The sequence below is a fragment of the Streptomyces sp. NBC_00249 genome (genome assembly GCF_026342355.1).
Taxonomy (GTDB): Bacteria; Actinomycetota; Actinomycetes; order Streptomycetales; family Streptomycetaceae; genus Streptomyces.
On sequence record NZ_JAPEMV010000004.1, the window covers coordinates 588,300 to 614,091 of the forward strand.

Annotated in this window: 24 protein-coding genes and 2 tRNA genes; 20 read left to right on the forward strand and 6 right to left on the reverse strand. The window is 73.2% G+C overall.

The window, feature by feature from the left end; all coding sequences use genetic code 11:
* The first annotated feature begins 141 nt into the window (after positions 1-141).
* The 7 genes from OOK31_RS21050 (at position 142) to OOK31_RS21080 (ending at position 7,506) form a co-directional block, all read left to right on the forward strand.
* Positions 142-1,293, forward strand: a complete 1,152-nt coding sequence (locus OOK31_RS21050; protein ID WP_267088823.1) for an acyl-CoA dehydrogenase family protein — start codon at positions 142-144, stop codon at positions 1,291-1,293.
* Positions 1,290-2,267 (forward strand): bifunctional MaoC family dehydratase N-terminal/OB-fold nucleic acid binding domain-containing protein, encoded by a 978-nt coding sequence (locus tag OOK31_RS21055; protein WP_267088824.1) that lies wholly within the window; start codon positions 1,290-1,292, stop codon positions 2,265-2,267. Before OOK31_RS21050 ends, OOK31_RS21055 begins: the two co-directional genes overlap by 4 nt.
* 1 nt (position 2,268) lies before the next feature.
* Positions 2,269-3,366 carry an acyl-CoA dehydrogenase family protein gene (locus OOK31_RS21060; protein ID WP_267088825.1) on the forward strand — a complete coding sequence of 366 codons (1,098 nt, stop codon included), beginning with the start codon at positions 2,269-2,271 and terminating at the stop codon, positions 3,364-3,366.
* Positions 3,363-3,752, forward strand: coding sequence for a MaoC family dehydratase (locus OOK31_RS21065; protein WP_267088826.1), 390 nt, complete (start codon positions 3,363-3,365; stop codon positions 3,750-3,752). The genes OOK31_RS21060 and OOK31_RS21065 overlap by 4 nt, the downstream gene beginning before the upstream one ends.
* Positions 3,749-4,915 carry a lipid-transfer protein gene (locus tag OOK31_RS21070; RefSeq protein ID WP_267088827.1) on the forward strand — a complete coding sequence of 389 codons (1,167 nt, stop codon included), beginning with the start codon at positions 3,749-3,751 and terminating at the stop codon, positions 4,913-4,915. Before OOK31_RS21065 ends, OOK31_RS21070 begins: the two co-directional genes overlap by 4 nt.
* Positions 4,916-5,049: 134 nt before the next feature.
* Positions 5,050-5,583, forward strand: a complete 534-nt coding sequence (locus OOK31_RS21075) for a SigE family RNA polymerase sigma factor (protein WP_267088828.1) — start codon at positions 5,050-5,052, stop codon at positions 5,581-5,583.
* 273 nt (positions 5,584-5,856) lie between these two features.
* A complete protein-coding gene (locus OOK31_RS21080) occupies positions 5,857-7,506 on the forward strand; it encodes a long-chain fatty acid--CoA ligase (RefSeq protein WP_267088829.1) in 1,650 nt (549 codons plus the stop codon).
* Positions 7,507-7,551: 45 nt separating this feature from the next.
* Here the strand turns inward: OOK31_RS21080 and OOK31_RS21085 are convergent, their stop codons facing one another.
* From OOK31_RS21085 to OOK31_RS21095, 3 genes are all read right to left on the reverse strand, one after another.
* On the reverse strand, positions 7,552-8,130 hold the full coding sequence (locus OOK31_RS21085) for an antibiotic biosynthesis monooxygenase (protein WP_267088830.1): 579 nt from the start codon (positions 8,128-8,130) through the stop codon (positions 7,552-7,554).
* 13 nt (positions 8,131-8,143) lie between these two features.
* Positions 8,144-11,470: a PAS domain-containing protein gene (locus OOK31_RS21090; RefSeq protein WP_267088831.1), complete on the reverse strand. Its 3,327-nt coding sequence runs from the start codon at positions 11,468-11,470 to the stop codon at positions 8,144-8,146.
* A 119-nt stretch (positions 11,471-11,589) separates the two neighbouring features.
* Complete coding sequence (locus tag OOK31_RS21095; RefSeq protein WP_267088832.1) at positions 11,590-12,018, reverse strand: SSI family serine proteinase inhibitor; 429 nt, start codon at positions 12,016-12,018, stop codon at positions 11,590-11,592.
* Between the two features lie 229 nt (positions 12,019-12,247).
* Here OOK31_RS21095 and OOK31_RS21100 point away from each other — a divergent pair.
* From OOK31_RS21100 to OOK31_RS21155, 12 genes are all read left to right on the forward strand, one after another.
* A tRNA-Ser gene (locus OOK31_RS21100) sits at positions 12,248-12,338 on the forward strand.
* Positions 12,339-12,597: 259 nt separating this feature from the next.
* A tRNA-Arg gene (locus tag OOK31_RS21105) sits at positions 12,598-12,670 on the forward strand.
* Positions 12,671-12,876: 206 nt separating this feature from the next.
* The gene (locus OOK31_RS21110; protein WP_267088833.1) at positions 12,877-13,242 is read left to right on the forward strand and encodes a PH domain-containing protein; all 366 of its coding nucleotides are present in this window, start codon (positions 12,877-12,879) and stop codon (positions 13,240-13,242) included.
* A 95-nt stretch (positions 13,243-13,337) separates the two neighbouring features.
* On the forward strand, positions 13,338-13,772 hold the full coding sequence (locus OOK31_RS21115) for an Lrp/AsnC family transcriptional regulator (RefSeq protein WP_267088834.1): 435 nt from the start codon (positions 13,338-13,340) through the stop codon (positions 13,770-13,772).
* Positions 13,769-14,644 carry a DUF2797 domain-containing protein gene (locus tag OOK31_RS21120; RefSeq protein WP_267088835.1) on the forward strand — a complete coding sequence of 292 codons (876 nt, stop codon included), beginning with the start codon at positions 13,769-13,771 and terminating at the stop codon, positions 14,642-14,644. Before OOK31_RS21115 ends, OOK31_RS21120 begins: the two co-directional genes overlap by 4 nt.
* Before the next feature lie 103 nt (positions 14,645-14,747).
* Positions 14,748-15,086: an antibiotic biosynthesis monooxygenase gene (locus OOK31_RS21125; protein WP_267088836.1), complete on the forward strand. Its 339-nt coding sequence runs from the start codon at positions 14,748-14,750 to the stop codon at positions 15,084-15,086.
* The gene (locus tag OOK31_RS21130; RefSeq protein ID WP_267088837.1) at positions 15,070-15,945 is read left to right on the forward strand and encodes an amidohydrolase family protein; all 876 of its coding nucleotides are present in this window, start codon (positions 15,070-15,072) and stop codon (positions 15,943-15,945) included. The genes OOK31_RS21125 and OOK31_RS21130 overlap by 17 nt, the downstream gene beginning before the upstream one ends.
* A gap of 69 nt (positions 15,946-16,014) precedes the next feature.
* Positions 16,015-16,782, forward strand: a complete 768-nt coding sequence (locus OOK31_RS21135; RefSeq protein ID WP_267088838.1) for a response regulator transcription factor — start codon at positions 16,015-16,017, stop codon at positions 16,780-16,782.
* Positions 16,783-16,889: 107 nt separating this feature from the next.
* Positions 16,890-18,422 carry a HAMP domain-containing sensor histidine kinase gene (locus tag OOK31_RS21140; RefSeq protein WP_323188238.1) on the forward strand — a complete coding sequence of 511 codons (1,533 nt, stop codon included), beginning with the start codon at positions 16,890-16,892 and terminating at the stop codon, positions 18,420-18,422.
* Between the two features lie 25 nt (positions 18,423-18,447).
* Positions 18,448-19,734, forward strand: a complete 1,287-nt coding sequence (locus tag OOK31_RS21145; RefSeq protein WP_267088839.1) for a glycosyltransferase — start codon at positions 18,448-18,450, stop codon at positions 19,732-19,734.
* Positions 19,735-19,871: 137 nt separating this feature from the next.
* The gene (locus OOK31_RS21150) at positions 19,872-22,091 is read left to right on the forward strand and encodes a glycosyltransferase family 39 protein (protein WP_267088956.1); all 2,220 of its coding nucleotides are present in this window, start codon (positions 19,872-19,874) and stop codon (positions 22,089-22,091) included.
* 161 nt (positions 22,092-22,252) lie between these two features.
* Positions 22,253-22,894: a TetR/AcrR family transcriptional regulator gene (locus OOK31_RS21155; RefSeq protein ID WP_267088840.1), complete on the forward strand. Its 642-nt coding sequence runs from the start codon at positions 22,253-22,255 to the stop codon at positions 22,892-22,894.
* Between the two features lie 18 nt (positions 22,895-22,912).
* On the opposite strand, the gene OOK31_RS21160 is transcribed toward OOK31_RS21155, so the two are convergent.
* The 3 genes from OOK31_RS21160 to OOK31_RS21170 form a co-directional block, all read right to left on the reverse strand.
* Positions 22,913-23,164, reverse strand: coding sequence for a hypothetical protein (locus OOK31_RS21160; protein ID WP_267088841.1), 252 nt, complete (start codon positions 23,162-23,164; stop codon positions 22,913-22,915).
* Between the two features lie 164 nt (positions 23,165-23,328).
* The gene (locus tag OOK31_RS21165) at positions 23,329-24,969 is read right to left on the reverse strand and encodes an MDR family MFS transporter (RefSeq protein ID WP_267088842.1); all 1,641 of its coding nucleotides are present in this window, start codon (positions 24,967-24,969) and stop codon (positions 23,329-23,331) included.
* A 20-nt stretch (positions 24,970-24,989) separates the two neighbouring features.
* Positions 24,990-25,436 (reverse strand): MarR family winged helix-turn-helix transcriptional regulator, encoded by a 447-nt coding sequence (locus tag OOK31_RS21170; protein WP_267088843.1) that lies wholly within the window; start codon positions 25,434-25,436, stop codon positions 24,990-24,992.
* Between the two features lie 103 nt (positions 25,437-25,539).
* On the opposite strand from OOK31_RS21170, the gene OOK31_RS21175 reads away from it, so the two are divergent.
* The gene (locus OOK31_RS21175; RefSeq protein WP_267088844.1) at positions 25,540-25,776 is read left to right on the forward strand and encodes a hypothetical protein; all 237 of its coding nucleotides are present in this window, start codon (positions 25,540-25,542) and stop codon (positions 25,774-25,776) included.
* The last annotated feature ends 16 nt before the right edge of the window (positions 25,777-25,792 follow it).

Sequence of the window (25,792 nt, forward strand, 5' to 3'; positions counted from 1 at the left end):
GGTCCGGTAGTGCGGGCGCCCTCGCGCGCGCCCTCGTGTGCGCCCCGGTCCCGCCGGCCCTCGCGACGACCTTGACATCCGCGAGCAATCTGACGGACAGTCAGGTTTACTCGTTGGATGTGACGCCGGGAGGCCCCAGCCGTGCACCTCGCCCCGTCCGAAGGCCAGTTGCGGCTCCGTGCCGAACTGCGCGCGTACTTCAGGAACCTGCTGCCCGACGGGGTGCCCGAGGACCCGGCCGCCCAGCGGGCCCTGCTGCGCCGCATCGGCGCCGACGGTCTCCTCGGCCTCGGCTGGCCCGTCGAGTACGGCGGCCAAGGACGGGGACCGGACGAGCAGTTCGTGTTCTTCGACGAGGCCTACCGGGCCGGCGCGCCCGTCTCCATGGTCACCCTCAACACCGTCGGCCCCACCCTCATGAAGTACGGGACCCAGGAGCAGAAGGACTACTTCCTGCCCCGCATCCTCAGGGGCGAGCTCGTCTTCGCCATCGGCTACTCCGAGCCCGAGGCCGGCACCGACCTGGCGTCCCTGCGCACCCGGGCCGTCCGCGACGGCGGGGACTGGGTGGTCGACGGGCAGAAGATCTTCACCTCCAACGCCCAGAACGCGGACTGGATCTGGCTGGCCTGCCGCACCGACCCCGAGGCCCCCAAGCACAAGGGCATCTCGATCGTCCTGGTCCCCACCGACAGCCCCGGCTTCTCCTGGACCCCGATCGACACGGTCGGCGGACTCACCACCACGGCCACCTACTACGACGGCATCCGGGTCCCGGCGGGCAACCTCGTCGGCCCCGAACACGGCGGCTGGGGCCTGATCACCAACCAGCTCAACCACGAGCGCGTCGCCCTCGCCGCCATCGGCATGCAGGCGGAGGACTTCTACGAAGCCGCCCTCGCCCACGCCCGCACCCCCGACCCGGACACCGGGGAGCGCCCGGCCGACCGGCCCTGGGTGCGTTCCCGCCTGGCCGAGGCGCACGCCCGGCTGGCCGCCGTACGCCTCCTCAACTGGCGCCTCGTCCAGGACGTGGGAGCGGGCACCCTGGCCCCCGGCGACGCCAGCGGGGTGAAGTTCCTCGGCACCGAGTCCACCGTCGAGGTCTACCGGATCTGCCAGGAGGCGGTCGGGGAGGAGGCCCTCCTGCGGGGGCCGGAGGCCTTCGCGGGCGGCGAGCTGGAGCGGATGAACCGGGCCGCCCAGATCAACACCTTCGGCGGCGGGGTCAGCGAGGTCCAGCGGGAGATCGTCGCCATGATGCGGCTCGGCATGAAGGGGAGGAAGCGATGACCACGCCCACGCCCGCAGCGGACGGATCCGGCGCAGCCGCCGACACCGACGCCGCCGAGCGGGACGACGACCGGTTCCACGCGCTGCTCAAGGCCTTCGAGGGCCGCCCGGCCGCCACCGGGGGCCGGGCCAAGGACCCGGTCAACGAGCCGATGATCCGCCACTGGTGCGAGGCGATGGGCGACGCCAACCCCGCCTACACCGGCCCCGCCGCCATCGCCCCGCCCACCATGCTCCAGGCCTGGACGATGGGCGGGCTCTCCGGCCACACCGACCGCTCCTCCGCCTACGAGGAGCTGTTCGAGCTCCTCGACGGCGCGGGCTGCACCTCGGTGGTCGCCACCGACTGCGAGCAGGAGTACCTGCGTCCGCTGCGCCCCGGGGACACGGTGACCTTCGACGCCGTGATCGAGTCGGTCTCCCCGCGCAAGACGACCAAGCTGGGCACCGGCCACTTCGTGACCACCCGGATGGACGTGCACGCGAACGGCGCCCTCGCCGGTACGCACCGCTTCCGCATCCTGAAGTACGCCCCGGCGGCGAAACCCCGCCCCGCGCCGCCCGCCCCGGAGAAGCCGCGCCGCCCGCGCCCCGTGGTCAACCGCGACAACCAGGGCTTCTGGGACGGTGTCCGCGAGCACAAGCTGCTGATCCAGCGCTGCACCGCCTGTCGCACCCTGCGCTTCCCCTGGCTCCCCGGCTGCAACGCCTGCTCCTCCCCCGACTGGGACACCGTCGAGGCGAGCGGCGCGGGCACGGTCTTCTCGTACGTCGTCATGCACCACCCGCCGTTCCCCGCTTTTGACCCTCCGTACGCGGTGGCCCTGGTCGAGCTCGTCGAGGGCGTCCGCATGGTCAGCAACATCACCGGTGTCCCCTACGACAAGGTCCGCATCGGCCTCCCCGTCCAGCTGGAGTTCCTGCGTGTCGACGACGCGCTCGAACTCCCCGTCTTCCGAGGAGGAGCGGGCTGACATGGACTTCCACCCCACCGAGGAACAGGCCGCGGCGGCCGGTCTCGCCGCCCGGATCTTCCGCGACCTCGCCACCCACGAACGCCTCGCCGCGGCCGGCACCGGCAGCGACGCCGAGCTGTGGAAGGCCCTCACCACCGCCGGACTGGCCGCCGCCGTCGAGGAGGTCGGGCTCCTCGGCCTGGTCCTGCTGCTGGAGGAGCAGGGCCGCACCACCGCGCAGGTCCCGTACGCCGCCACCTGCGCCTACGGCATCCTCCCCGTCGCCGCGCACGGCAGCGCCGAGCAGCGGGACCGGCTGCTGCCCCCGCTGGGCACCGGCGAGGCGGTGGCCACCGGGGCCTTCCCGGCCCGCGGGCGGATCACCTCCACGCCCGACGGCCGCCTCACCGGGACGGCCCCCGCCGTGCCCTGGCTGCGCGACGCCACGCACGTGCTGGTCCCGGACGCCGCCCGGACGCTGTGGCTGGTCCGCACGGACGCGCCCGGCGTGGTCACGGAGACGGTCGAGACCACCGCCCCGTGGTCGGCCGGCCGGCTGACCCTGACCGCCGCTCCGGCCGAGCGGCTCGGCGCCGAGGGGGCGTACGAGGCCACCCTCTCCGCCGCCCGCACCGCCTTCGCCGGTCTCCAGGCGGGCGTCTGCGCGGGCTCCCTGGCCCGGGCCGTCGAGTACACCTCCACGCGCGAGCAGTTCGGCCGGCCGCTGTCCACGAACCAGGGCGTCATGCTGCGCGCGGCCGACGCGTACATGGACACCGAGGCGATCCGGGTCACCGCCTACGAGGCCGCCTGGCGCATCGATCAGGGGCTCCCGGCGGCCGAGCACGCACTCACGGCGGCCTGGTGGGCCTCGGAGGCGGGCAAACGGGTCGTGCACACCGGCCAGCACCTGCACGGCGGCATGGGCGCCGACCTCGACCACCCCGTCCACCGGCACTTCCTGTGGGGCCGCCAGCTGGACGCCTACCTGGGCTGCGGCAGCGAGCTGCTGTCCGAACTGGGCGCGTCGATCACAGAGATCACAGAGATCACCGACGTCACAGGGATCACCGACGTCACAGGGATCACCGGGATCGCCGAGGGGGAACACGCATGAACGTCGGCGACGCGCTGCCGCCGCTGGAGATCCCGGTCACCCGCACCCTGATCGTCGCGGGCGCCATCGCCTCCCGCGACTACCAGGACGTGCACCACGACGCGGAGACCGCCCGCGAGAAGGGCTCCCCGGACATCTTCATGAACATCCTGACGACGAACGGCCTGGTCGGCCGGTACATCACCGACCACCTCGGTCCGGACGCCGTCCTGCGCAAGGTGGCCATCCGCCTCGGCGCCCCCAACTACCCGGGCGACACGATGACCCTGACGGGCACCGTCACCGCCCTCGACGGGGACACCTCCGAGATCCGGGTCGTCGGTGCCAACGGCATCGGCCACCACGTCACGGGCACCGTGACCGTCACGCTGGGAGCCGGGTCATGAGCGTGCGCCTGCGTGACGAGCTGGGCGGCCGGGCCGCCATCGCCGGTATCGGCGCGACCGAGTTCTCCAAGGACTCCGGTCGCAGTGAGCTCAAGCTCGCCGTCGAGGCGGTGCACGCCGCGCTCGACGACGCCGGGCTCACCCCGGGCGACGTCGACGGCATGGTCACCTTCACGATGGACACCAGCCCCGAGATCACCGTCGCCCAGGCGGCGGGCATCGGGGAGCTCTCCTTCTTCTCCCGCATCCACTACGGAGGCGGCGCGGCCTGCGCCACCGTTCAGCAGGCCGCACTCGCCGTCGCCACCGGGGTGGCCGAGGTCGTGGTCTGCTACCGGGCCTTCAACGAGCGCTCCGGCCGGCGTTTCGGCTCCGGTGTCCAGCAGCGCGAACCCTCGGCGGAGGGCGCGGCGCTCGGCTGGTCGCTGCCCTGGGGCCTGCTCACCCCGGCCTCCTGGGTGGCGATGGCCGCCCAGCGCTACCTGCACACCTACAACCTGACCCCCGAGGCCTTCGGGCACGTCGCGGTCACCGGCCGCAGGTACGCCGCGAACAACCCGGCCGCGTACTTCCACGGCAAGCCGATCACCCTCGCCGACCACGCCGCCTCCCGCTGGATCGTGGAGCCGCTGCGGCTGCTGGACTGCTGCCAGGAGACGGACGGCGGCCAGGCCCTCGTCGTCACCACCACCGAACGGGCCCGGGACCTGCGGCAGAGGCCCGCCGTCGTCACGGCGGCCGCGCAGGGCGCCGGCCGCCGCCAGGAGGCGATGACCTCCTTCTATCGCGACGACCTCACCGGGCTCCCCGAGATGGACGTGGTCGCCCGCCAGCTCTGGCGGACCAGCGGGCTGCGGCCCTCGGACATCGACGTCGGCATCCTCTACGACCACTTCACGCCCTTCGTCCTCATGCAGCTGGAGGAGTTCGGCTTCTGCGGCCCGGGCGAGGCGGCCGCGTTCGTGGCGGCCGGCGGGCTCCCGATCAACACCCACGGCGGCCAGCTCGGCGAGGCCTACCTGCACGGCATGAACGGGATCGCCGAAGCCGTCCGCCAGCTGCGCGGCACCTCCGTCAACCAGGTGGCGGACGCCGCCCACGTCCTGGTCACGGCCGGTACGGGGGTGCCGACGTCCGGTCTGGTCCTCGGCGCCGACGGCTGAGCCCCGGGCCCCTGGGCCCGCACCTCCTCCACCTGGAGGAGGTGCGGCGGGGCCCGGCCGTACAACCTGAGACGGATCCGGCTTCGGCACCTGCGGCCGATTCCAGGGGCGCCGTGCGCTTCTAGCGTGGACCCATGACCACGCCTGTGTGCACGCTCGCCTCGAACCCGACGCCGTACCCGTCGTTCTCGGCGTACGTCCGGACCCGCGGCACGGTCCTGATGCGTACCGCGCGTTCACTCACCGCCAACCCCTGCGATGCCGAGGACCTGCTCCAGACGGCCCTCGCCAAGACCTACGTCGCCTGGGACCGCATCGAGGACCACCGGGCCCTGGACGGCTATGTCCGGCGGGCCCTGGTCAACACCCGGACCTCGCAGTGGCGCAAGCGCAAGGTCGACGAGTTCGTCTGCGACGAGCTCCCGGAGGCCGAGGCGCCGTCGGCCGCCGACCCCGCCGAGGCGCAGGCCCTGCGGGACGCCATGTGGCGCGCGGTGACCCGGCTGCCGGACCGGCAGCGGGCGATGGTCGTCCTGCGCTACTACGAGGACCTGAGCGAGGCGCAGACGGCGGAACTGCTCGGGGTGTCCGTCGGCACCGTCAAGAGCGCGGTCTCCCGGGCGCTGGTCAAGCTGCGCGAGGATCCCGAACTCACCCCGGTCCGCTGAGGCGAGGCAGTCGCTAGACAGAGGCGAGGCAGAGGCGAGGCAGAGGCGAAGGCTGATCCGGCCGATGTTTCACGTGAAACATCGCCCGACACACCCGACACGCCCGGCCCATCCGACGTGTTTCACGTGAAACATCGGCCGGGACGCGGTACCGAACAGTGATCGGACCGGCTGTTTTGTACTCCCGGGTAGTGACATGCCGACCGGTACGTGCGCAGAATCGGCAGCATCCGACAGCCGCCGCAGCGCCGCAGCGCTCACCGGGAGGACGCTTTGCTGAGCACCATGCAGGACGTACCGCTCCTCGTCACCCGCATACTCCAGCACGGGATGACGATCCACGGAAAGTCCCAGGTCACGACCTGGACCGGGGAGGCCGAGCCGCACCGCCGCAGCTTCGCCGAGATCGGTACCCGCGCCACGCGCCTCGCCAACGCCCTGCGTGACGAGCTCGGGGTCCAGCAGGACGACCGGGTCGCGACCCTCATGTGGAACAACGCCGAGCACGTGGAGGCGTACTTCGCGATCCCGTCCATGGGCGCGGTCCTGCACACGCTGAACCTGCGTCTGCCTCCCGAGCAGCTGGTCTTCATCGTCAACCACGCCGCGGACCGGGTCGTCCTGGTCAACGGAACCCTGCTGCCGCTCCTCGCACCGCTGCTGCCGCACCTGTCGACCATCGAGCACGTCGTGGTCTCGGGCATCGGCGACCGCTCCGTCCTCGACGGGCTCGGCGTGCGCGTGCACGAGTACGAGGAGCTCCTCGCCGGCCGCTCGGACCACTACGACTGGCCCGAGCTGGACGAGCGCCAGGCCGCGGCCATGTGCTACACCTCCGGCACCACCGGGGACCCCAAGGGCGTCATCTACTCCCACCGGTCGATCTACCTGCACTCCATGCAGGTCAACATGGCCGAGTCGATGGGCCTGACCGGCAAGGACACCAGCCTCGTCGTGGTTCCCCAGTTCCACGTGAACGCCTGGGGCCTGCCGCACGCCACCTTCATGACCGGCATCAACATGCTGATGCCGGACCGCTTCCTCCAGCCCGCCCCGCTCGCCGAGATGATCGAGCGGGAGAAGCCCACGCACGCCGCGGCCGTCCCCACCATCTGGCAGGGGCTGCTCGCCGAGGTCACCGCCAACCCGCGCGACCTGAGCTCGATGAAGCAGGTGACCATCGGCGGTGCGGCGTGCCCGCCCTCGCTGATGGAGGCCTACGACAAGCTCGGCGTCCGGCTCTGTCACGCCTGGGGCATGACGGAGACCTCCCCGCTGGGCACCATGGCGCACCCGCCGGCCGGGCTGAGCGCCGACGAGGAGTGGCCGTACCGCATCACGCAGGGTCGTTTCCCGGCGGGCGTCGAGGCCCGTCTCGTCGGTCCCGGCGGCGATCACCTGCCGTGGGACGGTGAGTCCGCGGGAGAGCTGGAGGTACGCGGCAACTGGATCGCGAACGCCTACTACGGGGGTGCCTCCGGCGAACCCTCCCGCCCCGAGGACAAGTTCAGCGCGGACGGCTGGCTCAAGACCGGTGACGTCGGCGTGATCAGCTCCGACGGCTATCTCACGCTGACCGACCGGGCCAAGGACGTCATCAAGTCCGGCGGTGAGTGGATCTCCAGTGTCGAGCTGGAGAACGCGCTGATGGCCCATCCCGAGGTCGCCGAGGCGGCGGTCGTGGCCGTCCCCGACGAGAAGTGGGGCGAGCGTCCGCTGGCCACCGTCGTCCTGCGGGAGGGCGCCACCGTGGACTACGTGGGCCTGCGTGCCTTCCTGGGCCAGTCGATCGCCAAGTGGCAGCTGCCGGAGCGCTGGACGGTCGTCCAGGCGGTCCCGAAGACCAGCGTGGGCAAGTTCGACAAGAAGGTGATCCGCAAGCAGTACGCCGACGGGGACCTGGACGTCACCAAGCTGGACTGACCAGGGGCCGGACCGGCCCCGCCCGCCCGGCGGGGTCCGACGGTCTCAGCCCTTCGTGAGCCATGGCCGCAGCAGCTTGCTGACGGCGGGCATGGCCACGTAGGTCATCAGGGTGCTGAAGACGACGGCGAAGGCGGCCGTGCGCAGCACGAAGTTCAGGTCCACCAGGAACGGCCCCAGCACCGCGTTGCCGACGAGGGAGATCGGGAAGATGGCCAGCCCGGAGCTGATCACCATCTTCCACCGGGGCGGTGCGGGCCGGGTCGTACCCGGCTTGGCGAACCAGGTCTCCATGCCGTGCAGTTCGCGCCGGGCTATCTCGGTGTGGTGGTGGCCCTCGCAGCTGGCGAACCAGCGGGCCCGCTCCGGCGAGTCCTGCCACCGTTGGAAGGCCGCCTGGTCGCGGAAGCGGTGCACCAGGAACCACGGGGCGCCCTCGGCCGCCGGGCGGAACAGCCCGTAGCCCAGGTGGTCCGGGAAGCCCGCGGCGGTCTCCAGGATCCCGCGTGCCCACGTCTCGAAGGCGGCCTCGTACCCGGGCTCCACCTGCCGCGCGATGAGCAGGCTCACCTCCCCGTTGTCGTCGGGGACGGTGTGCTCGGTCGTATCGGTGGTGATGGCCATCGGCCCAGGATGACTAGTTGGTGCCGATCTTGGCCAGCAGGTCCACGATGCGGCCCTGGACATCGGCGGTGGTGGCCCGTTCCGCGAGGAAGAGCACGCTCTCGCCCGACGCCAGCCCGGGCAGGTCGCCCGGCTCGATCCCGGCCGTGGTGTAGACGACCAGCGGGGTGCGGTTCAGCTGCCCGTTGGCGCGCAGCCAGTCCACGATCCCGGCCCGTCGGCGCCGGACCTGCATGAGGTCCATGACCACCAGGTTGGGCCGCATCCGGGTCGCCAGTTCCACGGCGTCGGTGTCGGCGCCCGCCCGGGCGACCTGGAGTCCGCGCCGTTCCAGAGCGGCCGTCAGGGCCGTCGCGATCTCCTCGTGCTCCTCGATCAGCAGCACCCGGGAGGGGTGCTGCTCGCTGTCGCGGGGCGCGAGCGCCTTGAGCAGCACGGCCGGATCGGCCCCGTACGCCGCCTCGCGCGTGGCGTGGCCCAGCCCGGCCGTCACCAGTACGGGGACCTCGGCGGCCACCGCGGCCTGGCGCAGGGACTGCAGGGCGGTCCGGGTGATCGGTCCGGTCAGCGGGTCGACGAACAGCGCGGCGGGGAAGGCCGCGATCTGCGCGTCCACCTCCTCGCGGGAGTGCACGATCACCGGGCGGTAGCCGCGGTCGCTCAGGGCCTGCTGCGTCTGCGCGTCGGGCGCGGGCCACACCAGCAGCCGGCGCGGGTTGTCCAGCGGCTCGGGCGGCAGCTCGTCGTCCACGGGGGCCGGTACGGGCCGGTTGACCACCTCGACGGCCCCGCCGGGACCGTCCAGCGGCTCGGGGCCCTCGGCGGCGCCCGCCTCGGGTGCTCCTATGGCGAACGCCCGGCCCTGGGGGGCCGGTTCGGACAGCCTGCGCCGACGGCCCGAGCCGCTGGTGCCCGCGGCGCCGGGGTCCACGGAGATGCCCTGGCCCAGGGTGCCGAGCGCGCGCACGCTGATCGGCTGCCCCGCCGCCGGGACGTCCCCGGGCTGCCGGGCGCCGGGCAGGGCGACGGCCTGCCCCGCCCCGTCGGTGTCCTCGGGCGCGGTCCGGGCACCCGGTACGGGCCAGGCGGGGGTCGCGGGCAGCGCACGGCGCCGCCCGGTCGGGTGTGCGGGGTCCTCGGCGGCGGCGGGTTCGGCGTTCGCCTGCGGTTCGGTGTCGGCGGGGGCCGTGCCCGCGGGGGCGCCGAGCACGCGGCGGCCGCGACGCCCGCCCTGGGCGTCGGAGTCGCCCGCGGTGCCGGACGCGGGGACCGGGCCGGCCATGGCGTGGGCCTGCGGGGGCGCGGCCGGGGTCGGCCCGGCGGGCAGCGCGAAGCCGCCTTCGGGGGCGATGGGGCGGGGCGCGGCGGGAGCCGTGAGACCGGCCGCCGGTACGGGTCCGCCGCTCTGCGCGGGCGGCCCCGCCGGACCCAGGGCGCGGCGGCGTCCGGCCGGGTGCTCGGTCACCGGGACCGGGGGCACCGCCGGTACGGGAGGGAGCGCCGGCATGGCGGTCCCCTGCGGGGGCACGGGCCGCCCGGCTTCCGGCCGGCCGGGATCGGCGCTGTCGTCGCCGTCACGGCCCCTGCGCCGCCCGGTGCCGAGCCCCGCCGGGTTCACCGGGGACTGCGCGAGCTCCGGACCGCCCTGGCCCGGGCCGTCGGTGCTGCCGTCCGCGCGGCGCCGCCCGGACGGCAGCGCCAGCGCGCCCCCGCCCTCGCGGGCCTCGGGGGCCTTGGCCGGGCCGGTCTCGTCCTCCAGGAAGGCGTCCACCCCGCGCCGGCCCCGCCGGCCGCCGGACACCGTCGCCGGGGCGCCGTTGCCCTGAGCGCCGCCCGCCGTGGTGTCCGCGTCGGGTTCCTGCGCGGGCTCCGGCAGCGTCACCGTCCCGGCTCCCGAGCCCAGCGGCAGCTCCAGTACGTACGCACCGCCGGGCGCGCCCGGTACCTCCACCGTCTGCAGCACGCCGCCGTGCGCGGCGACGACGCCCCGCACGATCGGCTCGTGCACCGGGTTGCCGCCCTCGTAGGGGCCGCGCACCTCGATGCGTACGACGTCGCCGCGCTGCGCCGCGGCCACCACGACGGTGGAGTCGCCGTAGCCGCTGCCCTGTGCGGTCTTGCCGGTGGCGTCGACCCCGGCGACGTCCGCGACCAGGTGCGCGAGGGCGGTCGAGATGCGCTCCGCGTCCACCTCGGCCTCGATGGTCGGGGCGTGCACGGCGAACTGGACCCGGCCGGGTCCGATCAGTTCGACGGCGCCGTCGATGCCGGTCGCGACGACCGTGTTGATCAGGACGTTCTTCTTCTTGAGCTTGTCGCCGCCCGCGTCGAGGCGCTGGAAGCCGAGGACGTTGTCCACCAGGGTGGTCATCCGCGAGTATCCGGCGGCCAGATGGTGCAGCAGCTGGTTGGCCTCGGGCCACAGCTGTCCCGCGTCGTCGGCGGCCAGGGTGGCCAGTTCCCCGCGCAGTTCCTCCAGGGGGCCGCGCAGGGAGTCGCCGAGGACCGCGAGCAGCTGGGCGTGGCGCGCGGCGAGGGCGTCGAAGGGGCGCCGGTCGGTGAAGGTCATCACCGCGCCGACGAGCACCTCCCCGTCCCGTACGGGCGAGGTGGTGAGGTCGACGGCGACCGGCTGGCCGGCCTTGTTCCACAGCACCTGGCCGCGGACCCGGTGCTTGCGGCCGCTGCGCAGGGTGTCGGCGAGCGGGGACTCGTCGAAGGGGAAGGGGGAGCCGTCGGCGCGCGAGTGCTGGATCAGGCCGTGCAGTTCGCGGTTGCCGAGGTCGGTGGCGCGGTATCCGAGGATCTGCGCGGCGGCCGGGTTGACGAGGACGACCCGGCCGTCGGTGTCCGTGCCCACGACGCCCTCGGCGGCGGCGCGCAGGATCATCTCCGTCTGCCGTTGGGAGCGGGCCAGCTCGGCCTCGGTGTCCACGGTCTCGGAGAGGTCGCGCACGACGAGCATCAGCAGTTCGTCGCCGGTGTAGGCGGGCTGGGGCTCGCGGTAGGCGTCACGGCCGTCGAGGTGGGCGCTGGTGAGTTCGACGGGGAATTCGGTGCCGTCGGTCCGGCGCGCCGTCATCCGCTTCGGCTTGGACCGGCCCGTCTCCTCGTCGCCGGGACGGCGCATGGAGCCGGGGATCAGCTTGGAGTCGAAGTCGGGGAACAGGTCGAGGACACCGCGGCCCACGAGCCCCGTGCCGGGACTCTCCATCGCTTCGAGGGCGATCGAATTCGCGTTGACGACCGTGCCGTTGGCGTTGACGAGCAACAGCGCGTCCGGAAGTGCGTCGAGTATTGCTGCGAGGCGAGCAGCGCCTCGGGATGGCCTGCTGCTCACGACGAGCTTCCTCCCTGACCACGACTACCGGCATGTCACGGGAGGAGTCTAAGGGCACCGTCCCGCGGCGGGGTGGCGGATGGACGGTGGAAAACGCGCATCCGCCGCATCCTCCCAGGTCAGGAACCCGTACCCGGAAGCACAGGTTCCAGACGCTTCCACCGGGCGATGCCGCATCCGTCCTCGCGCTGGAACGTGGTGTTCACCTTGTGGCCCCGCCAGGTTCCGGTGACGCGGGCGGTGGCGCGCCCTCCGTGCTGGAAGGTGCACATCTGTCCCCTCGGCGTGGGGGCGAAGGGGTTCTCGCCGGCGTCGGCCAGCTCTTCGAGGCGGGCACAGGCCTGCTCGGCCTCAGGGTGGTTGCCGCCGACGGGGCGGCACTCGAGCCGGTACTCGCCGTCCACGCGCGGGTTCCCGGAGTTGGCGATGTCGATGGTGAGCCGGTCGGGGGTCGCCAGCAGCCGCCCCAGAGGTGGCAGCGGTGGCAGCGGCCCGGCGGCCGCGGCGGCCAGGGCGGAGGTGACGGCGAAGGCGGCGAGACGCAGCATGGGGCACTCCAGGTCGTCCGTACGTCGTACGCCTCACCAACGACGTGCCCGCTCCGACGTTTCGTCCACCGGGCCGCGGGTGTGCGGCGGACGCGTGTGCCGCATGTGTACGAGTGGGCTTAAGGCTTTGCTCTGCGGGCCCGGCTCCTTGTACCGTTGGGAGCGGATTGGTGACCGGCCCTGCGCCTGTGTCATCATCTGCACGCACCCTCGTACGCGGGGGTGTGCTGGAGGCGTCGCCTAGTCCGGTCTATGGCGCCGCACTGCTAATGCGGTTTGGGGCTTACACCCCATCGAGGGTTCAAATCCCTCCGCCTCCGCACATCACGAAGCCCCGGTCCTCACGGACCGGGGCTTCGGTGCGTTCCGGGCCGCGTTCAGGCCTTGGAGGTGTTTCGGATGGCTCCGGATGGGTAGCGCGGCGGGCTCCAGCCCTCGCGCGGAAGCTTCCGGACGATCTTCTTCCAGGCTGTTTCCGCAGGTCAGGGGTCATGGAGCTAATGGATTTCGCGTCCCGGCGAGGTCCATGTATTGTTGTTCTCGCAAGGCCAACGGGGCGCAAAACCCCGGGAAGCCCAAGCACTCGTAGCTTAACGGATAGAGCATCTGACTACGGATCAGAAGGTTGCAGGTTCGAATCCTGCCGAGTGCACAGCAAGGCAGAGGCCCTCAGGAGAAATCCTGAGGGCCTCTGTCGTATGCCGTGCGGCCTGTGCCGGGACGCGCCTGAGGGACCGGTACTCCAGAAGGATGTCTCCCCCAGGGGATGTCAGGGGCGAGATCGCTCCGGCGGGGGAGGTGGACTACGGCCCCTCCTCGTTAGGGTTTCGAAGACGATCGAAATCTGAGGGGGACACCATGGGACTGTTCGGGAACGCGCACACGGTCGATCCGGTCACGGCGCAGCGTGACTACGCGCGGCTGATGGGGCACGGCGAGCAGGTGCACGCCGCGTACCTGCTGATCCGCGACACCATCCTGTTCACCGACCGGCGCCTGATCCTGGTCGACAAGCAGGGCATCACCGGCAAGAAGGTCGAGTACCACTCCGTCCCGTACCGGAGCATCACGCACTTCTCCGTGGAGACCGCCGGCCACTTCGATCTCGACGCCGAGCTGAAGATCTGGATATCCGGCAGCTCCACGCCGATCGAGAAGACCTTCACCAAGGGTGTCGACATCTACGAGGTGCAGGCGATCCTCACCCAGTTCGTGGCGCGCTAAAGAGTCCCTTCCGGATCCCGTTCGGCTTGATAGCGGGATCGCAGGATCCGATACGGTCTCCGCGAGAGCCGACGGGGATCCGGGAGGAACATCGCGTGGACGACATCGACCGGACGCTGCTCCTGCGCCTCCAGGAGGACGCGGGGCAGTCCTACGCCGCGCTCGGCACCGCCGTCGGGCTCTCGGCCGGTGCCACCCACGAGCGCGTACGCAAGCTGCGCGAGCGCGGAGTCATCCGCCGCACCACCGTCGACGTGGACCCGGCGGCGGTCGGCAGCGGGGTGCTGGCCTACGTGATGGTCGACTCCACCGCCTGGATGGGTGACTCCGCGGACGCCTTCGCCGCGATCCCGGAGATCCAGGAGGCGCACATCATCGCGGGCAGCGCCTCGGTGCTGGTCAAGGTGCGCACCGCCTCCACCGAGCAGCTCCAGGACGTGCTGCGCCGGCTCTACGCCATCGACGGTGTCAGCGGGACGCAGGCCACCGTCGTCCTGGACACCTTCTTCGAGCGGCCGCTGCCGCTGTGACCTGGCAGTGCACCGGGATCCGGTGGCGGGACGGACGCCCCGCCATCGGGTGGTACGGGAGCGGGGAGCGCGTCAGCACCCTCGCCTACGGGCAGAGCCTCGCCTTCGTGGCCCAGGGGGAGCGGCACTGTCTGGGCGTGGTGCGGGCCGGGAGGCGCACGCCGTGCCCCACCGGTGCGGTCGTGCCGGGCCGGGCGGGCAGCGCCCAGTGTCCGGAGTGCGCCCGGCTGGACCGGTCCTTCTCGGTGGCGGCCGACACCAATGCCGCCGATCCGCGGACCTACCGGGTGTACCTGGCGTGGTTCGGGCCCGGCATGGTCAAGGTCGGCATCACCGCCGAGGAGCGCGGCTCGGCCCGGCTGTTGGAGCAGGGGGCGGTGACCTGGGCCTGGCTGGGGCGGGGGCCGCTGATGGCGACGCGCCGCACCGAGGAGCTGTTGCGGGCCGCCCTCGGGGTGCCCGACCGGATCGCCTACGCCCGCAAGCGCGCCGTACGGGCCGGGCTGCCGCCGGAGGCCGCGCGGGCCCGAGAGGTCGCCGAGCTGCACGCGCGGGCCGCGGCGCTGCCCGGGTGGCCGGAGTCCCTGGAACGGGTGGACTGCGCGACCACCGACCACGCCGGGGCGTTCGGGCTGGCCGGGCTGCCCGTGCCGGAGCGGGTGGTCACGGAGATGGCGCCCGGCGCCGCCGTCGTGGGACGGCTCGTGGGGGCCGCCGGGCCGGACCTGCACTTCGCGGACGGGCTCGTGCTGGACACCCGGCTGCTGGCGGGCTGGGAACTGGCCGCCGCACCCGCGTGGGCGCTCACCGACGCCCCGTTCGCGGTGATCGCCCCCGCGGTGGCGCCGGTCGAGCAGCACGGCCTCTTCTGACCTTGTCGCGTCGCTGACCGCAAGGTCAAAACTTGGATCCCTTTGGCCCTCCGGAGCCGATTTCTGTGGACATGCCAGGGGACCGCCGCAGAGGGTGGAGGGCATGAGCATCCAGCCTGTTCAGGCCTTCGAACCGCCGTATGTCATGGCCGTATTCAGCAATGTCCGCACCTCCGACGAGAGCGGATACCCCGAGACCAACGCCCGGATGAACGAGATCGTCGCGGGGAACCCGGGCTTCCTCGGCTACGAGTTCGCGCGCACCCCCGGCGGACTCGGCATCACCGTCGCCTACTTCCGCGACCACGAGTCCCTCGGGGTGTGGCGGCAGGACCTGGAGCACCAGGCGGCCATGAAGCAGGGCCGCGCACACTGGTACGAGAGCTACACGCTGCACGTCGCGACCGTCGAGCGGAGCCACGGCTTTGTCCGCAACGGCTGAGGCGGTCCGTGCCTTCCGGGAGCGGCTCGGGGTGCCCGGACTGGTCGACGTCCACACCCACTTCATGCCCGAGCGGGTCCTGGACAAGGTCTGGGACTACTTCGACGGCTTCGGCCCGCTGACCGGGGTCGAGTGGCCCATCACCTACCGGCACGAGGAGGAGCAGCGGGTCGCGCTGCTGCGGGAGTTCGGGGTGCGGGCCTTCACCGCCATGCTCTACCCGCACAAGCCGCAGATGGCCGCCTGGCTGAACTCCTGGGCCGCCGAGTTCGCCGCCCGCACCCCCGACTGCCTGCACACCGCGACCTTCTTCCCGGAGGAGGGCGTGGCGGCGTACGTCCGGCAGGCCGTGGAGCGCGGCGCCCGGGTGTTCAAGGCGCACCTCCAGGTCGGCGGGTACGACCCGAACGACGACCGGCTGGAGCCGGTGTGGGGGCTGCTGGCCGAGGCCGGGATCCCCGTCGTCGTCCACTGCGGTTCGGGGCCCGTCCCCGGCAAGCACACCGGACCCGGGCCGATCGGCCGGCTCCTGGCCCGCCACCCCCGGCTGCCGCTGATCGTCGCGCACATGGGCATGCCCGAGTACGCCGACTTCCTGGACCTCGCCGACCGCTGTCCCGAGGTGCGCCTCGACACCACCATGGCCTTCACCGACTTCGCCGAGCGGCTCGGCGGCTTCCCGCCCGCGGACCTCGGCCGGCTCGCGGATCTCGGGGACCGGATCCTGCTCGGCACCGACTTCCCGAACATCCCCTACCCCTACGAGCACCAGCTCGAGGCCCTGGAACGGCTGGGGCTCGGCGACGACTGGCTGCGCGCGGTCTGCCACGACAACGGCGCCCGGCTCTTCCGCCTCTGAGCCGGGTTTCTCAGGAGATTCACAGGCAGGAGCAAGAACGCTCTCAGAGGCGCGGGCCAGCGTGAGGGCATGACCGCGACGACCACCTCCCACGCGTCCACGTCCACCGGCAACCCGACGGCCCTCGTGCGGCCCGACGGCGGACCCTGCCGGGTCCTCGTCGTCGACGACGAGGCCTCGCTCTCCGAGCTGCTGTCGATGGCCCTGCGCTACGAGGGCTGCGAGGTGCGCACCGCCGGGGACGGGGCGGGCGCGGTGCGGGCGGCCCGGGAGTTCCGGCCGGACGTGGTGGTGCTCGACATCATGCTCCCCGACATGGACGGGCTGGCGGTGCTCGGCCGGCTGCGCCGGGAGATCCCGCAGGTCCCGGTGCTGTTCCTGACCGCCAGGGACTCCGTCGAGGACCGGATCGCGGGCCTCACGGCCGGTGGGGACGACTACGTCACCAAGCCCTTCAGCCTGGAGGAGGTCGTGGCCCGGCTGCGCGGCCTGGTCCGCCGCTCGGGCGCGGCACAGGCGGCGCGCGGCGGCTCGGTGCTGGCCGTCGGCGACCTGCGGCTCGACGAGGACAGCCACGAGGTGGTCCGGGGCGGCCAGGAGGTCCGGCTGACCGCCACCGAGTTCGAGCTGCTGCGCTACCTGATGCGCAACCCGCGCCGGGTGCTGAGCAAGGCGCAGATCCTGGACCGGGTCTGGTCCTACGACTTCGGCGGCCAGGCCAACGTGGTGGAGCTCTACATCTCCTACCTGCGCCGCAAGCTGGAGGCCGGTACCGGGCTGCCCCCGATGATCCACACCCGGCGCGGTGCCGGTTACCTGATCAAGCCGGCCGAGTAGTGGCGGCCCCGCGCCCGCCCCGCCTCCGGTCCCGTACCCGATCCCGCCGTCGGACCGGGGCCGGCCGTCGGCCCTGGTCGCTGCGGACCCGGCTCGTCGTCTCGGCGGTGGCGCTGATCGCCGTGGTGGGCGCGGCCATCGGTACCGTCACCACCCTCGCCCTGCGCTCGTACCTGGTGGACCGGCTCGACGAGCAGCTGCGCGTCTCCCTGGAGATGGCCACCCGGGGTCCCGGCGCGGGCAAAGCGGCCCGGGAGAACAACAACGCCTTCGTCCTGGCCCCCGGCAACCCCTCGGGCACCGCCGGGGTCCGCCTCGACCCCCTCGGCAAGGTCCTCGGCACCGCCCGCAGCACCCCAGCCGAGGAGGGCTCCCTCGACCACATCCGGCCCCTCACCGACTCCCAGACGGCGGCTTTCACCGAAGCCGCCCGCAAGGCCGCGCAGGGCAGGACCGGCCCCGTCGAACTGGACGTGCCGGGACTGGGCGCCTACCGGGTCAGCACCTCCCCCGAGGGGAACCTCGTCCTCGGGGTCCCGCTGCGCGAGGTCGACTCCACCGTGCGGACCCTCGTGGCCGCCGAGGCGTCCGTCACCCTGGCCGGGCTGATCGCCGCCTCCCTCGCCGGTCAGGCCCTCGTCGGGGTCGCCCTGCGCCCGCTGCGCCGGGTCGCCGCCACCGCCACCCGGGTCTCCGAACTCCCCCTGCACAGCGGCGAACCCGCCCTCCACGAGCGGGTCCCGGACGCCGAGGCCGACCCCCGCACCGAGGTCGGGCAGGTGGGCGCCGCGCTCAACCGGATGCTGGGCCACGTCTCCTCGGCCCTCACGGCCCGCCAGCAGAACGAGATGCGGGTCCGCCAGTTCGTCGCCGACGCCAGCCACGAGCTGCGCACCCCGCTGGCCTCCATCCGGGGCTACGCCGAACTGACCCGCCGGGGACGGGAGGAGACGGGCCCCGACACCCGCCACGCGCTGGCCCGCATCGAGTCCGAGGCCACCCGGATGACCGGACTGGTCGAGGACCTGCTGCTGCTGGCCCGGCTCGACGCGGGCCGCCCGCTCTCCACCGGGGACACCGGTACCGACCTCGCGCCCCTCGTCGTCGACGCCGTCAGCGACGCCCGCGCCGCCGGTCCGGGCCACCACTGGAGGCTCGAGCTCCCCGACGAACCCGCGCCCGTACGGGCCGACCCGGCCCGGATCCAGCAGGTCCTGGTCAACCTCCTCGCCAATGCCCGGACCCACACCCCGCCGGGCACCACCGTCACGGCCCATGTTTCACGTGAAACATCGCCGCCGGCGACGGCAGCCGCCCTTCCCGCGGAGGCCGTCCGGATCCGGATCGAGGACGACGGACCCGGGATCCCGCCCGAGCTGCTCCCCCACGTCTTCGAGCGCTTCGCACGCGGTGACGCCTCCCGCTCCCGGGCGGCCGGCTCCACGGGCCTCGGCCTCGCCATCGTCCAGGCCGTGGTCTCGGCGCACGGCGGAGAGGTGGGCGTACGGAGCGAGCCCGGCCGTACGTCCTTCGAGGTCCTGCTCCCGCTCGACACCACCGCCACCGCCACCGCCCTCGCCCCGGCCGGGCCCGGTGCCGGGCACTCACAGACGGGGCACAGGCTCACCACACACCGGTGACAGGGCGCCCCGCGAGGGTCGGTCCATGCCAACCGACACCTCTCCCGGCGCCCTTCCGGCACGGACGCCCCTCGCGCCGCTGCCGGGACTGCCCGTACTCGACGTGGTGATCCCGGTCTTCAACGAGGAGAAGGACCTCGGCCCGTGCGTGCGCCGACTGCACGCGCACCTCACGCGGTCCTTCCCGTACCCCTTCCGCATCACCATCGCCGACAACGCCAGCACCGACCGCACCCCCGAGGTCGCCACCGCCCTCGCGCTCGGCATCGAAGAGGTGCGCAGCACGCGCCTCGAGGAGAAGGGCCGGGGCCGCGCCCTGCGGACCGTCTGGTCCCGCTCGGAGGCGCCCGTCCTCGCGTACATGGACGTGGACCTCTCCACCGACCTCAACGCGCTGCTGCCCCTGGTCGCCCCGCTGATCTCCGGCCACTCCGACCTCGCCATCGGCACCCGCCTCGCCCGCTCCTCCCGGGTGGTGCGGGGGGCGAAGCGGGAGTTCATCTCGCGCGCCTACAACCTGCTGCTGCGCTCCTCGCTCGCCGCCCGCTTCAGCGACGCCCAGTGCGGCTTCAAGGCCATCCGGCGGGAGGTCGCCGAACGGCTGCTGCCGCTGGTGGAGGACTCCGGCTGGTTCTTCGACACCGAGCTGCTGGTGCTCGCCGAGCGGGCCGGGCTGCGCATCCACGAGGTGCCGGTGGACTGGGTCGACGACCCCGACTCCACCGTCCACCTCGCGCGGACGGCCGCCGAGGACCTCAAGGGGGTCTGGCGGGTGGGCCGGGCGCTGGCCGTCGGCGCGCTCCCGCTCGACCGCCTCGCCCGCCCCTTCGGGGACGACCCGCGCGACCGCACCGCGCTGCCGGGGGTCCCGCGCGGGCTGGCCCGCCAGCTCCTCGGCTTCTGCGCCGTCGGGGTCCTGAGCACCCTGCTCTACCTGCTGCTCTACTCCGCCCTGCGCGCGGTGGCCGGGCCGCAGGGGGCCAACGCGGCCGCGCTGCTGCTGTGCGCGGTCGCCAACACCGCCGCCAACCGCCGGCTCACCTTCGGGGTGCGGGGCCGGGCCAGGGCGGTACGCCACCAGGCCCAGGGGCTGGTGGTGTTCGGCATCGGGCTGGCCCTGACCAGCGGTTCGCTCGCCGCCCTCGCGGCAGCCGGGCCACGGACCTCCCACAGCACGGAACTGGCCGTGCTGATCACCGCGAACCTCGCCGCCACCGTGCTGCGCTTCCTGCTCTTCCGCGCCTGGGTCTTCCCCGAACCCCGCGCGCACTCCACCACCCCGACTCCCCCGACGACCCAGGAGGGCCCGTGACCACGGCCGTACCGCCGCTCTTCCCGCCCACCGGGCCCGCTCCCGGGCCCGCCACCGGCTCCGGGCCGGGGTCCGCGACCGCCACCGCACGGCACGCGGCCGGGCGCCCGCGCTGGGAACGCCCCGCCTACGCCGCCCTGCTGCTCGCCACGGCCGTCCTGCTGCTGTGGAACCTGGGCGCCTCCGGCTACGCCAACTCCTTCTACTCCGCGGCCGTCCAGGCCGGCTCCGAGAGCTGGAAGGCCTTCTTCTTCGGCTCCTCCGACGCGGGCAACTCCATCACCGTCGACAAGCCCCCGGCCGCCCTGTGGCCGATGGCCCTGTCCGTACGGCTCTTCGGGCTCGGCTCCTGGCAGATCCTCGCCCCGCAGGCCCTGATGGGCGTCGGCACCACCGCCGTCCTGTACGCGGCCGTACGCCGCCAGTTCGGCCCGGCGGCGGCCCTGCTGAGCGGCGCCGCCTTCGCGCTGACGCCCGTCGCCGCGCTGATGTTCCGCTTCAACAACCCCGACGCGCTGCTCACCCTGCTGCTGACCGTCACCGTGTACTGCGTCCTGCGCGCCCTCGACGGGGCACACACGCGGTGGCTGGTCTGGGCCGGTGTCGCGGTCGGCTTCGCCTTCCTGACCAAGACCCTCCAGGCCTTCGTCATCCTGCCGCCGCTCGCCCTGCTCTACGCCGTCTGCGCGCCGACGCGGCTGCGCCGGCGGCTCGGGCAGCTGCTGCTGGCCGGGCTCGCCATGGTGGTGGCCGGCGGCTGGTGGGTGGCCGTCGTGGAGCTGTGGCCCGCCGGGTCCCGCCCGTACATCGGCGGCTCGCAGAACAACTCCTTCCTGGAGCTGACCCTCGGCTACAACGGCCTCGGCCGGATCAACGGCAACGAGACGGGCAGCGTCGGCGGCGGCGCCCGGCCCGGCGGCGAGGGCGCTGTCGGCCCCGGCGGCGGCGGTGGCGGCGGCTGGGGGGAGACGGGCATCGACCGGCTCTTCTCGGCCAACATCGGCGGTCAGATCTCCTGGCTGCTCCCGGCGGCGCTGGTGCTGCTCGTGGCCGGACTGGTGGTCACCTGGCGGGCCCGCAGGGCCACCGACTCCCTGGAGGGCATGGCCCGCGCGGCCTTCCTGGCCTGGGGCGGCTGCCTGCTGATCACGGCCGTGGTGTTCAGCTGGATGCAGGGCATCTTCCACGAGTACTACACCGTCGCGCTGGCGCCCTTCGTGGCCGCGCTGGCCGGTATGGGCGTGGCCGTGCTGTGGGAGGAGAGGGGGGCCCAGGCGGCCGTGCTCACCCTGTCGGGGACGCTCGCGCTGACCGCGTACTGGGCGTTCGTCCTGCTCGGCCGGTCGGCCGGGTACCTGCCGTGGCTGCGCTGGGCGGTGCTGGTGGCCGGGCTGGGTGCGGCGGCCGCACTGCCGTTCGCGGCGCGGCTGGGCCGCCGGGCGCTGCTCGGGGTGGCCGCCGTCGGGCTGGGTGCGGCGCTGGCCGGCCCGTTCGCGTACTGCCTGACCACGGTGGGTACGGGCCACACGGGCTCCATCGTGACGGCCGGTCCGGCGGTGGCGGGTGGCCGCGGCGGTCCGGGCGGCGGGGCGATGCCGGGCCGTGGCGCGGCCGGGTTCGGGCCCGGCGCGGAGATGCCGCAGCAGGCCGGGCGCGGTGGCGCGGGCGCCCCGGCGGGCGGTGGTCCGGGCTTCGCTCCGCCGGGCGGCCGTCAGGGCGGCCCCGGCGGCGCGGGAGAGACCCGGGGCGGCGGCGCTCCCGGGGGTCTCGGCGGGCTGCTGGGCGGTACCCGGGTCGGTGCGGAGGCGAAGGCCGCCCTGCGCGACGGCGCTTCCGCCCACACCTGGGCGGCCGCCGCCATCGGCTCCCAGAACGCGGCGAGTTACCAGCTGGCCTCCGGCGAGCCGGTGATGGCGATCGGCGGCTTCAACGGCAGCGACCCCTCCCCGACGCTGGAGCAGTTCCAGGCGTACGTGAAGGCGGGCCGCATCCACTGGTTCATCGCCTCGGGAAGCCTCTCGGACGAAACGGCCGACGGCGGCGGCGCGGCCGGCGGCGGCACAGCGGCCGGCCCCGGCGGCGCGGCGGGCCAGGGCGCGGGCGCGGGCCAGAGCCAGGGCCCGGGCGCGGCTCAGGGCACGGGCGCAGGCCAAGGGATGGGCGCAGGCACAGGCCAGGGCGCGGGCGCAGGCCAAGGCGCAGGCCAAGGCGCTGGCCAAGGCGCGCGTGGTGCCGGTGGTCCCGGCGGGGCTGCCGGGAGTGCGATCGAGAGCTGGGTGAAGGCCACCTTCCGGGCGACCACGATCGGCGGTGCCACCTTCTACGACCTGACGGCGCCCACGGCCGGCTCCTCCTGATCCCGCCCGACGGGAGATCGGCGGGAATCCCCTCCGGGGTGAACCGCCGATCAGGGGCCGACCCGTCCTGATCCAGCCCTGATCCACACGCCACCCCCTAGCATCAAGAGGGCGGACCGGGCATTCCGGGCTGATCCCCCTGTCGTGAGGAGGGTGCCTCCATGGTGACCGAGGCCGATCCGGGCGAGGCCAGGACCAGTGTGTGGCTGGCCGCCAGGCCCGTCACCCCCGCCAGACGGCGGAGCGAGGCGCCCTCGGGGCTGGACCGCGACCGGATCACCGCCGCCACCGTGCGGCTGCTCGACGCGGAGGGGCTGGCCCGGTTCTCCATGCGCCGGCTGGCCGCCGAGCTCGGGGTCACCGCGATGTCCCTGTACTGGTACGTCGACACCAAGCACGATCTGCTCGAACTCGCCCTGGACAGTGCCCTGGGGCAGCAGCGGCTGCCGTCCGGCCCGTCGGCGGGGGAGGCTTGGACGGTCCGGCTGCGGGCGCTCGCCTGCGGCTACCGGCGGCTGGTGGCGGAGCACCCGTGGGTGGCCCCGCTGAGCGTGGCCTACCCGAACATCGGCCCGCACGCGCGGGCCCTCGACGCCGCCCTGCGGCGGCTGCTGGACGCCTCCGGCCTGGCGGACACCTGCCGGACGGGCGCCCATCTGGCCGTCTCGCAGTTCTTGAACGGCTGCGGCCTGAACGGCTGCGGGGGGACGGTCCGGCGGGCGCCCGAGGCGGATTTCGCGGTGGCCCTGGACGTCCTGATCGCCGGCATCGAAGCCAAGGCCGCCGCCCGCCGCACCCCCTGACCAGGCCGCCCGACGGGCTCAGCCGGCGGTGACGGTGATCTGCGCGCCGTACGCGTCGAGGGGGCCGACGGAGGTGACGAGCACGCGGTAGGTGCCGCCGGGGACCTCGGGCACGGTGACCGTGGCGCGCAGGTCCCTCGGGTCTAGTGCTGTGACTTCGATGGCGACGAGTTCGATGTCGACCGGGTGCCCGAGCACCCCCGCGATCTGCCGGGCGATCTGCTGCCGGGTGCCGCAGGGCCGGATCGCGCCGTGCTCGGGCGTCCGCATGTCCAGGGTGCGCGATCCGTCCCGTCGGCGGGCCGGGCGCAAGGTCCCCGCGCGCCGGGACCCCCGGCCCGCCCCGAGCCGCCCAGTCCTCCTCCGAACGGCCGGTGTCCCGCGGCTCGAGAGCTGCGGGACACCGGGGTCGGTCGGGAGGGTCGGGGTCGGGGTCAGGCCTTGGCCGGCTCCTGCGGCTCCTTCTGCGTAGAAGCGGAGGACGCGGCCGGGGTGTGGGCGGCCGGCTTCGACTTCAGTGCGACCTCCTTGATGAAGAGCACCAGCACCAGCGAGAGCAGCGCGAAGGGGGCGGCGTAGAGGAAGACGTCGCCGACGCCGTGCCCGTACGCGGACTCGATGACGGTGCGGATCGGCGGGGGCAGCTTGTCGAGGTCGGGGATCCCGCCCCCGGCGGTGCCGCCGTGGCCCATGGCCGCCGCGGCCTTCGGGCCGAGCGCGGCGATGCCGTCCTGGACGTAGTGGGTGACCCGGTTGGCCATGACCGCGCCGAGCGCCGAGACGCCCATGGCGCCGCCGAGCGAGCGGAAGAAGGTGACGACGGAGCTGGCGGCGCCGAGGTCCTCGGGGGCGACCTGGTTCTGGGTGGCGAGGACGAGGTTCTGCATCATCATGCCGAGGCCGAGGCCGGTCAGCGCCATGAAGACCGCGATGTGCCAGTACTCGGTGTCGTAGCGCAGGGTGCCCAGCAGTCCCAGCCCGGCGGTCAGCAGGACGCCGCCGGCGACCAGCCAGGCCTTCCACTTGCCGGTCTTGGTGATGACCTGGCCGGAGACGGTCGAGGAGACGAACAGGCCGCCGATCATCGGGATGGTCAGGACGCCCGACATGGTGGGGGACTCGCCGCGGGCCAGCTGGAAGTACTGGCTGAAGAAGACCGTGCCGGAGAACATCGCGATGCCGACGAACAGGGAGGCCGCCGAGGCCAGGGTGATGGTCTTGTTGCGGAACAGGCGCAGCGGGATGATCGGGTCGCTGGCCTTGGACTCGACGAGGAGGAAGAGCAGGCCGAGTACGACGGCGCCGCCGGTCATCGCCGCGGTGGTCCAGGAGATCCAGTCGTACGAGTCGCCGGCCTGCGTGACCCAGATCAGGAGCAGGGACACGGCCCCGCTGATCAGGAAGGCGCCGAGCCAGTCGACCTTGACGTCGCGGCGGACGACCGGGAGGTGCAGGGTCCGCTGGAGGACGATCAGCGCGATGATCGCGAACGGTACGCCGACGTAGAAGCACCAGCGCCAGCCGAGCCAGTCGGTGTCGGTGATGACGCCGCCCAGCAGCGGGCCGCCCACGGTGGCGACGGCGAAGACCGCGCCGAGGTAGCCGCTGTAGCGGCCGCGCTCGCGCGGGGAGATCATCGCGGCCATCACGATCTGGGCGAGGGCGGACAGGCCGCCGACGCCGATGCCCTGGACCACGCGGCAGGCGATCAGCATGCCGGTGCTCTGGGACAGGCCCGCGACCACGGAGCCGAGGACGTAGATCACCAGGGATATCTGGACGAGCAGCTTCTTGCTGAAGAGGTCGGACAGCTTGCCCCAGAGCGGGGTCGCGGCCGTCATCGACAGCAGGGCGGCGGTGACGACCCAGGTGTAGGAGGACTGGGTGCCGCCGAGATCGCTGATGATCTGCGGGAGGGCGTTGGAGACGATCGTGGAGGACAGGATCGCGACGAACATGCCGAGCATGAGCCCGGACAGCGCCTTCATGATCTGGGGGTGGGTCATGGGTGCGCCGTCGGACGTGGTTTCCGACCGGCCGCCTCCCCGCACACCGTGGGGTGTGGTCGTAGCCATGTGGTTCCTTTGTCCTTTGTCTAGAAGCTCGATCGGAGCCGGGCCAGCAGGGTGTTGAGCGCGTCGACGTCTTCGGGCGACCAGTCGGCCAGTGCCCGCTCCAGCGCGACCGTGTAGCGGGAGCCGAGCTCCGCGAGCACGGCTCGGCCCGCCGGGTTGAGGCGCAGGATCCGGCAGCGCGCGTCGCCGGGGTCGGTCTCCCGGTCGATCCAGCCGCGTTCCGCCACGTGGGTGACGTGCCGGCTGGACACCGACATGTCGACGGCCATCAGCTCGGTCAGCCTGCTGAGCCGCATCTCGCCGTGCCGGTCGAGCACGGTCAGGACGGCGGCGGCGCCGGGCGGGCAGTCGGCGGGCAGGATCCGCGCGAGGTCGCGTTTGACCGCGCCGATCCCGGTGAGCTGTCGGGCCAGCTCCTCGTACCGGGTGCTCTGCGCCGTCTGCGTGGTCACCGGACCGCCCCCCATCTTGTTGCTTAGAGCAACCATAGAAGCGGATGGTTGCTACAGGCAAATGAATCCGGAGGGTGTGGCGGTAAAGGAATCGGAAAACCCGCTAGGGTCCTGAGCCATGTCTGCGAACCCTGCGCACACCAACTCCCCCGAGCCCGACGGCGGCTACGACCCGGCGGGCAGCACCCAGATGTTCCGCGCGTTCGTCGAGGAGGCCGAACCGGCCCGCGCGCCGTCCGTGCCGGGCGCCCGGCGGCGCGCGAAGGAGTCCGGTACGAAGAACAGCGCGCCGGTCGCGCTCGGCATCGCGCTCGCGCTCATGATCGGAGCGGCGCTGTGGGTGGTCCTCCACTGACCCCGGCCGGCGGGGA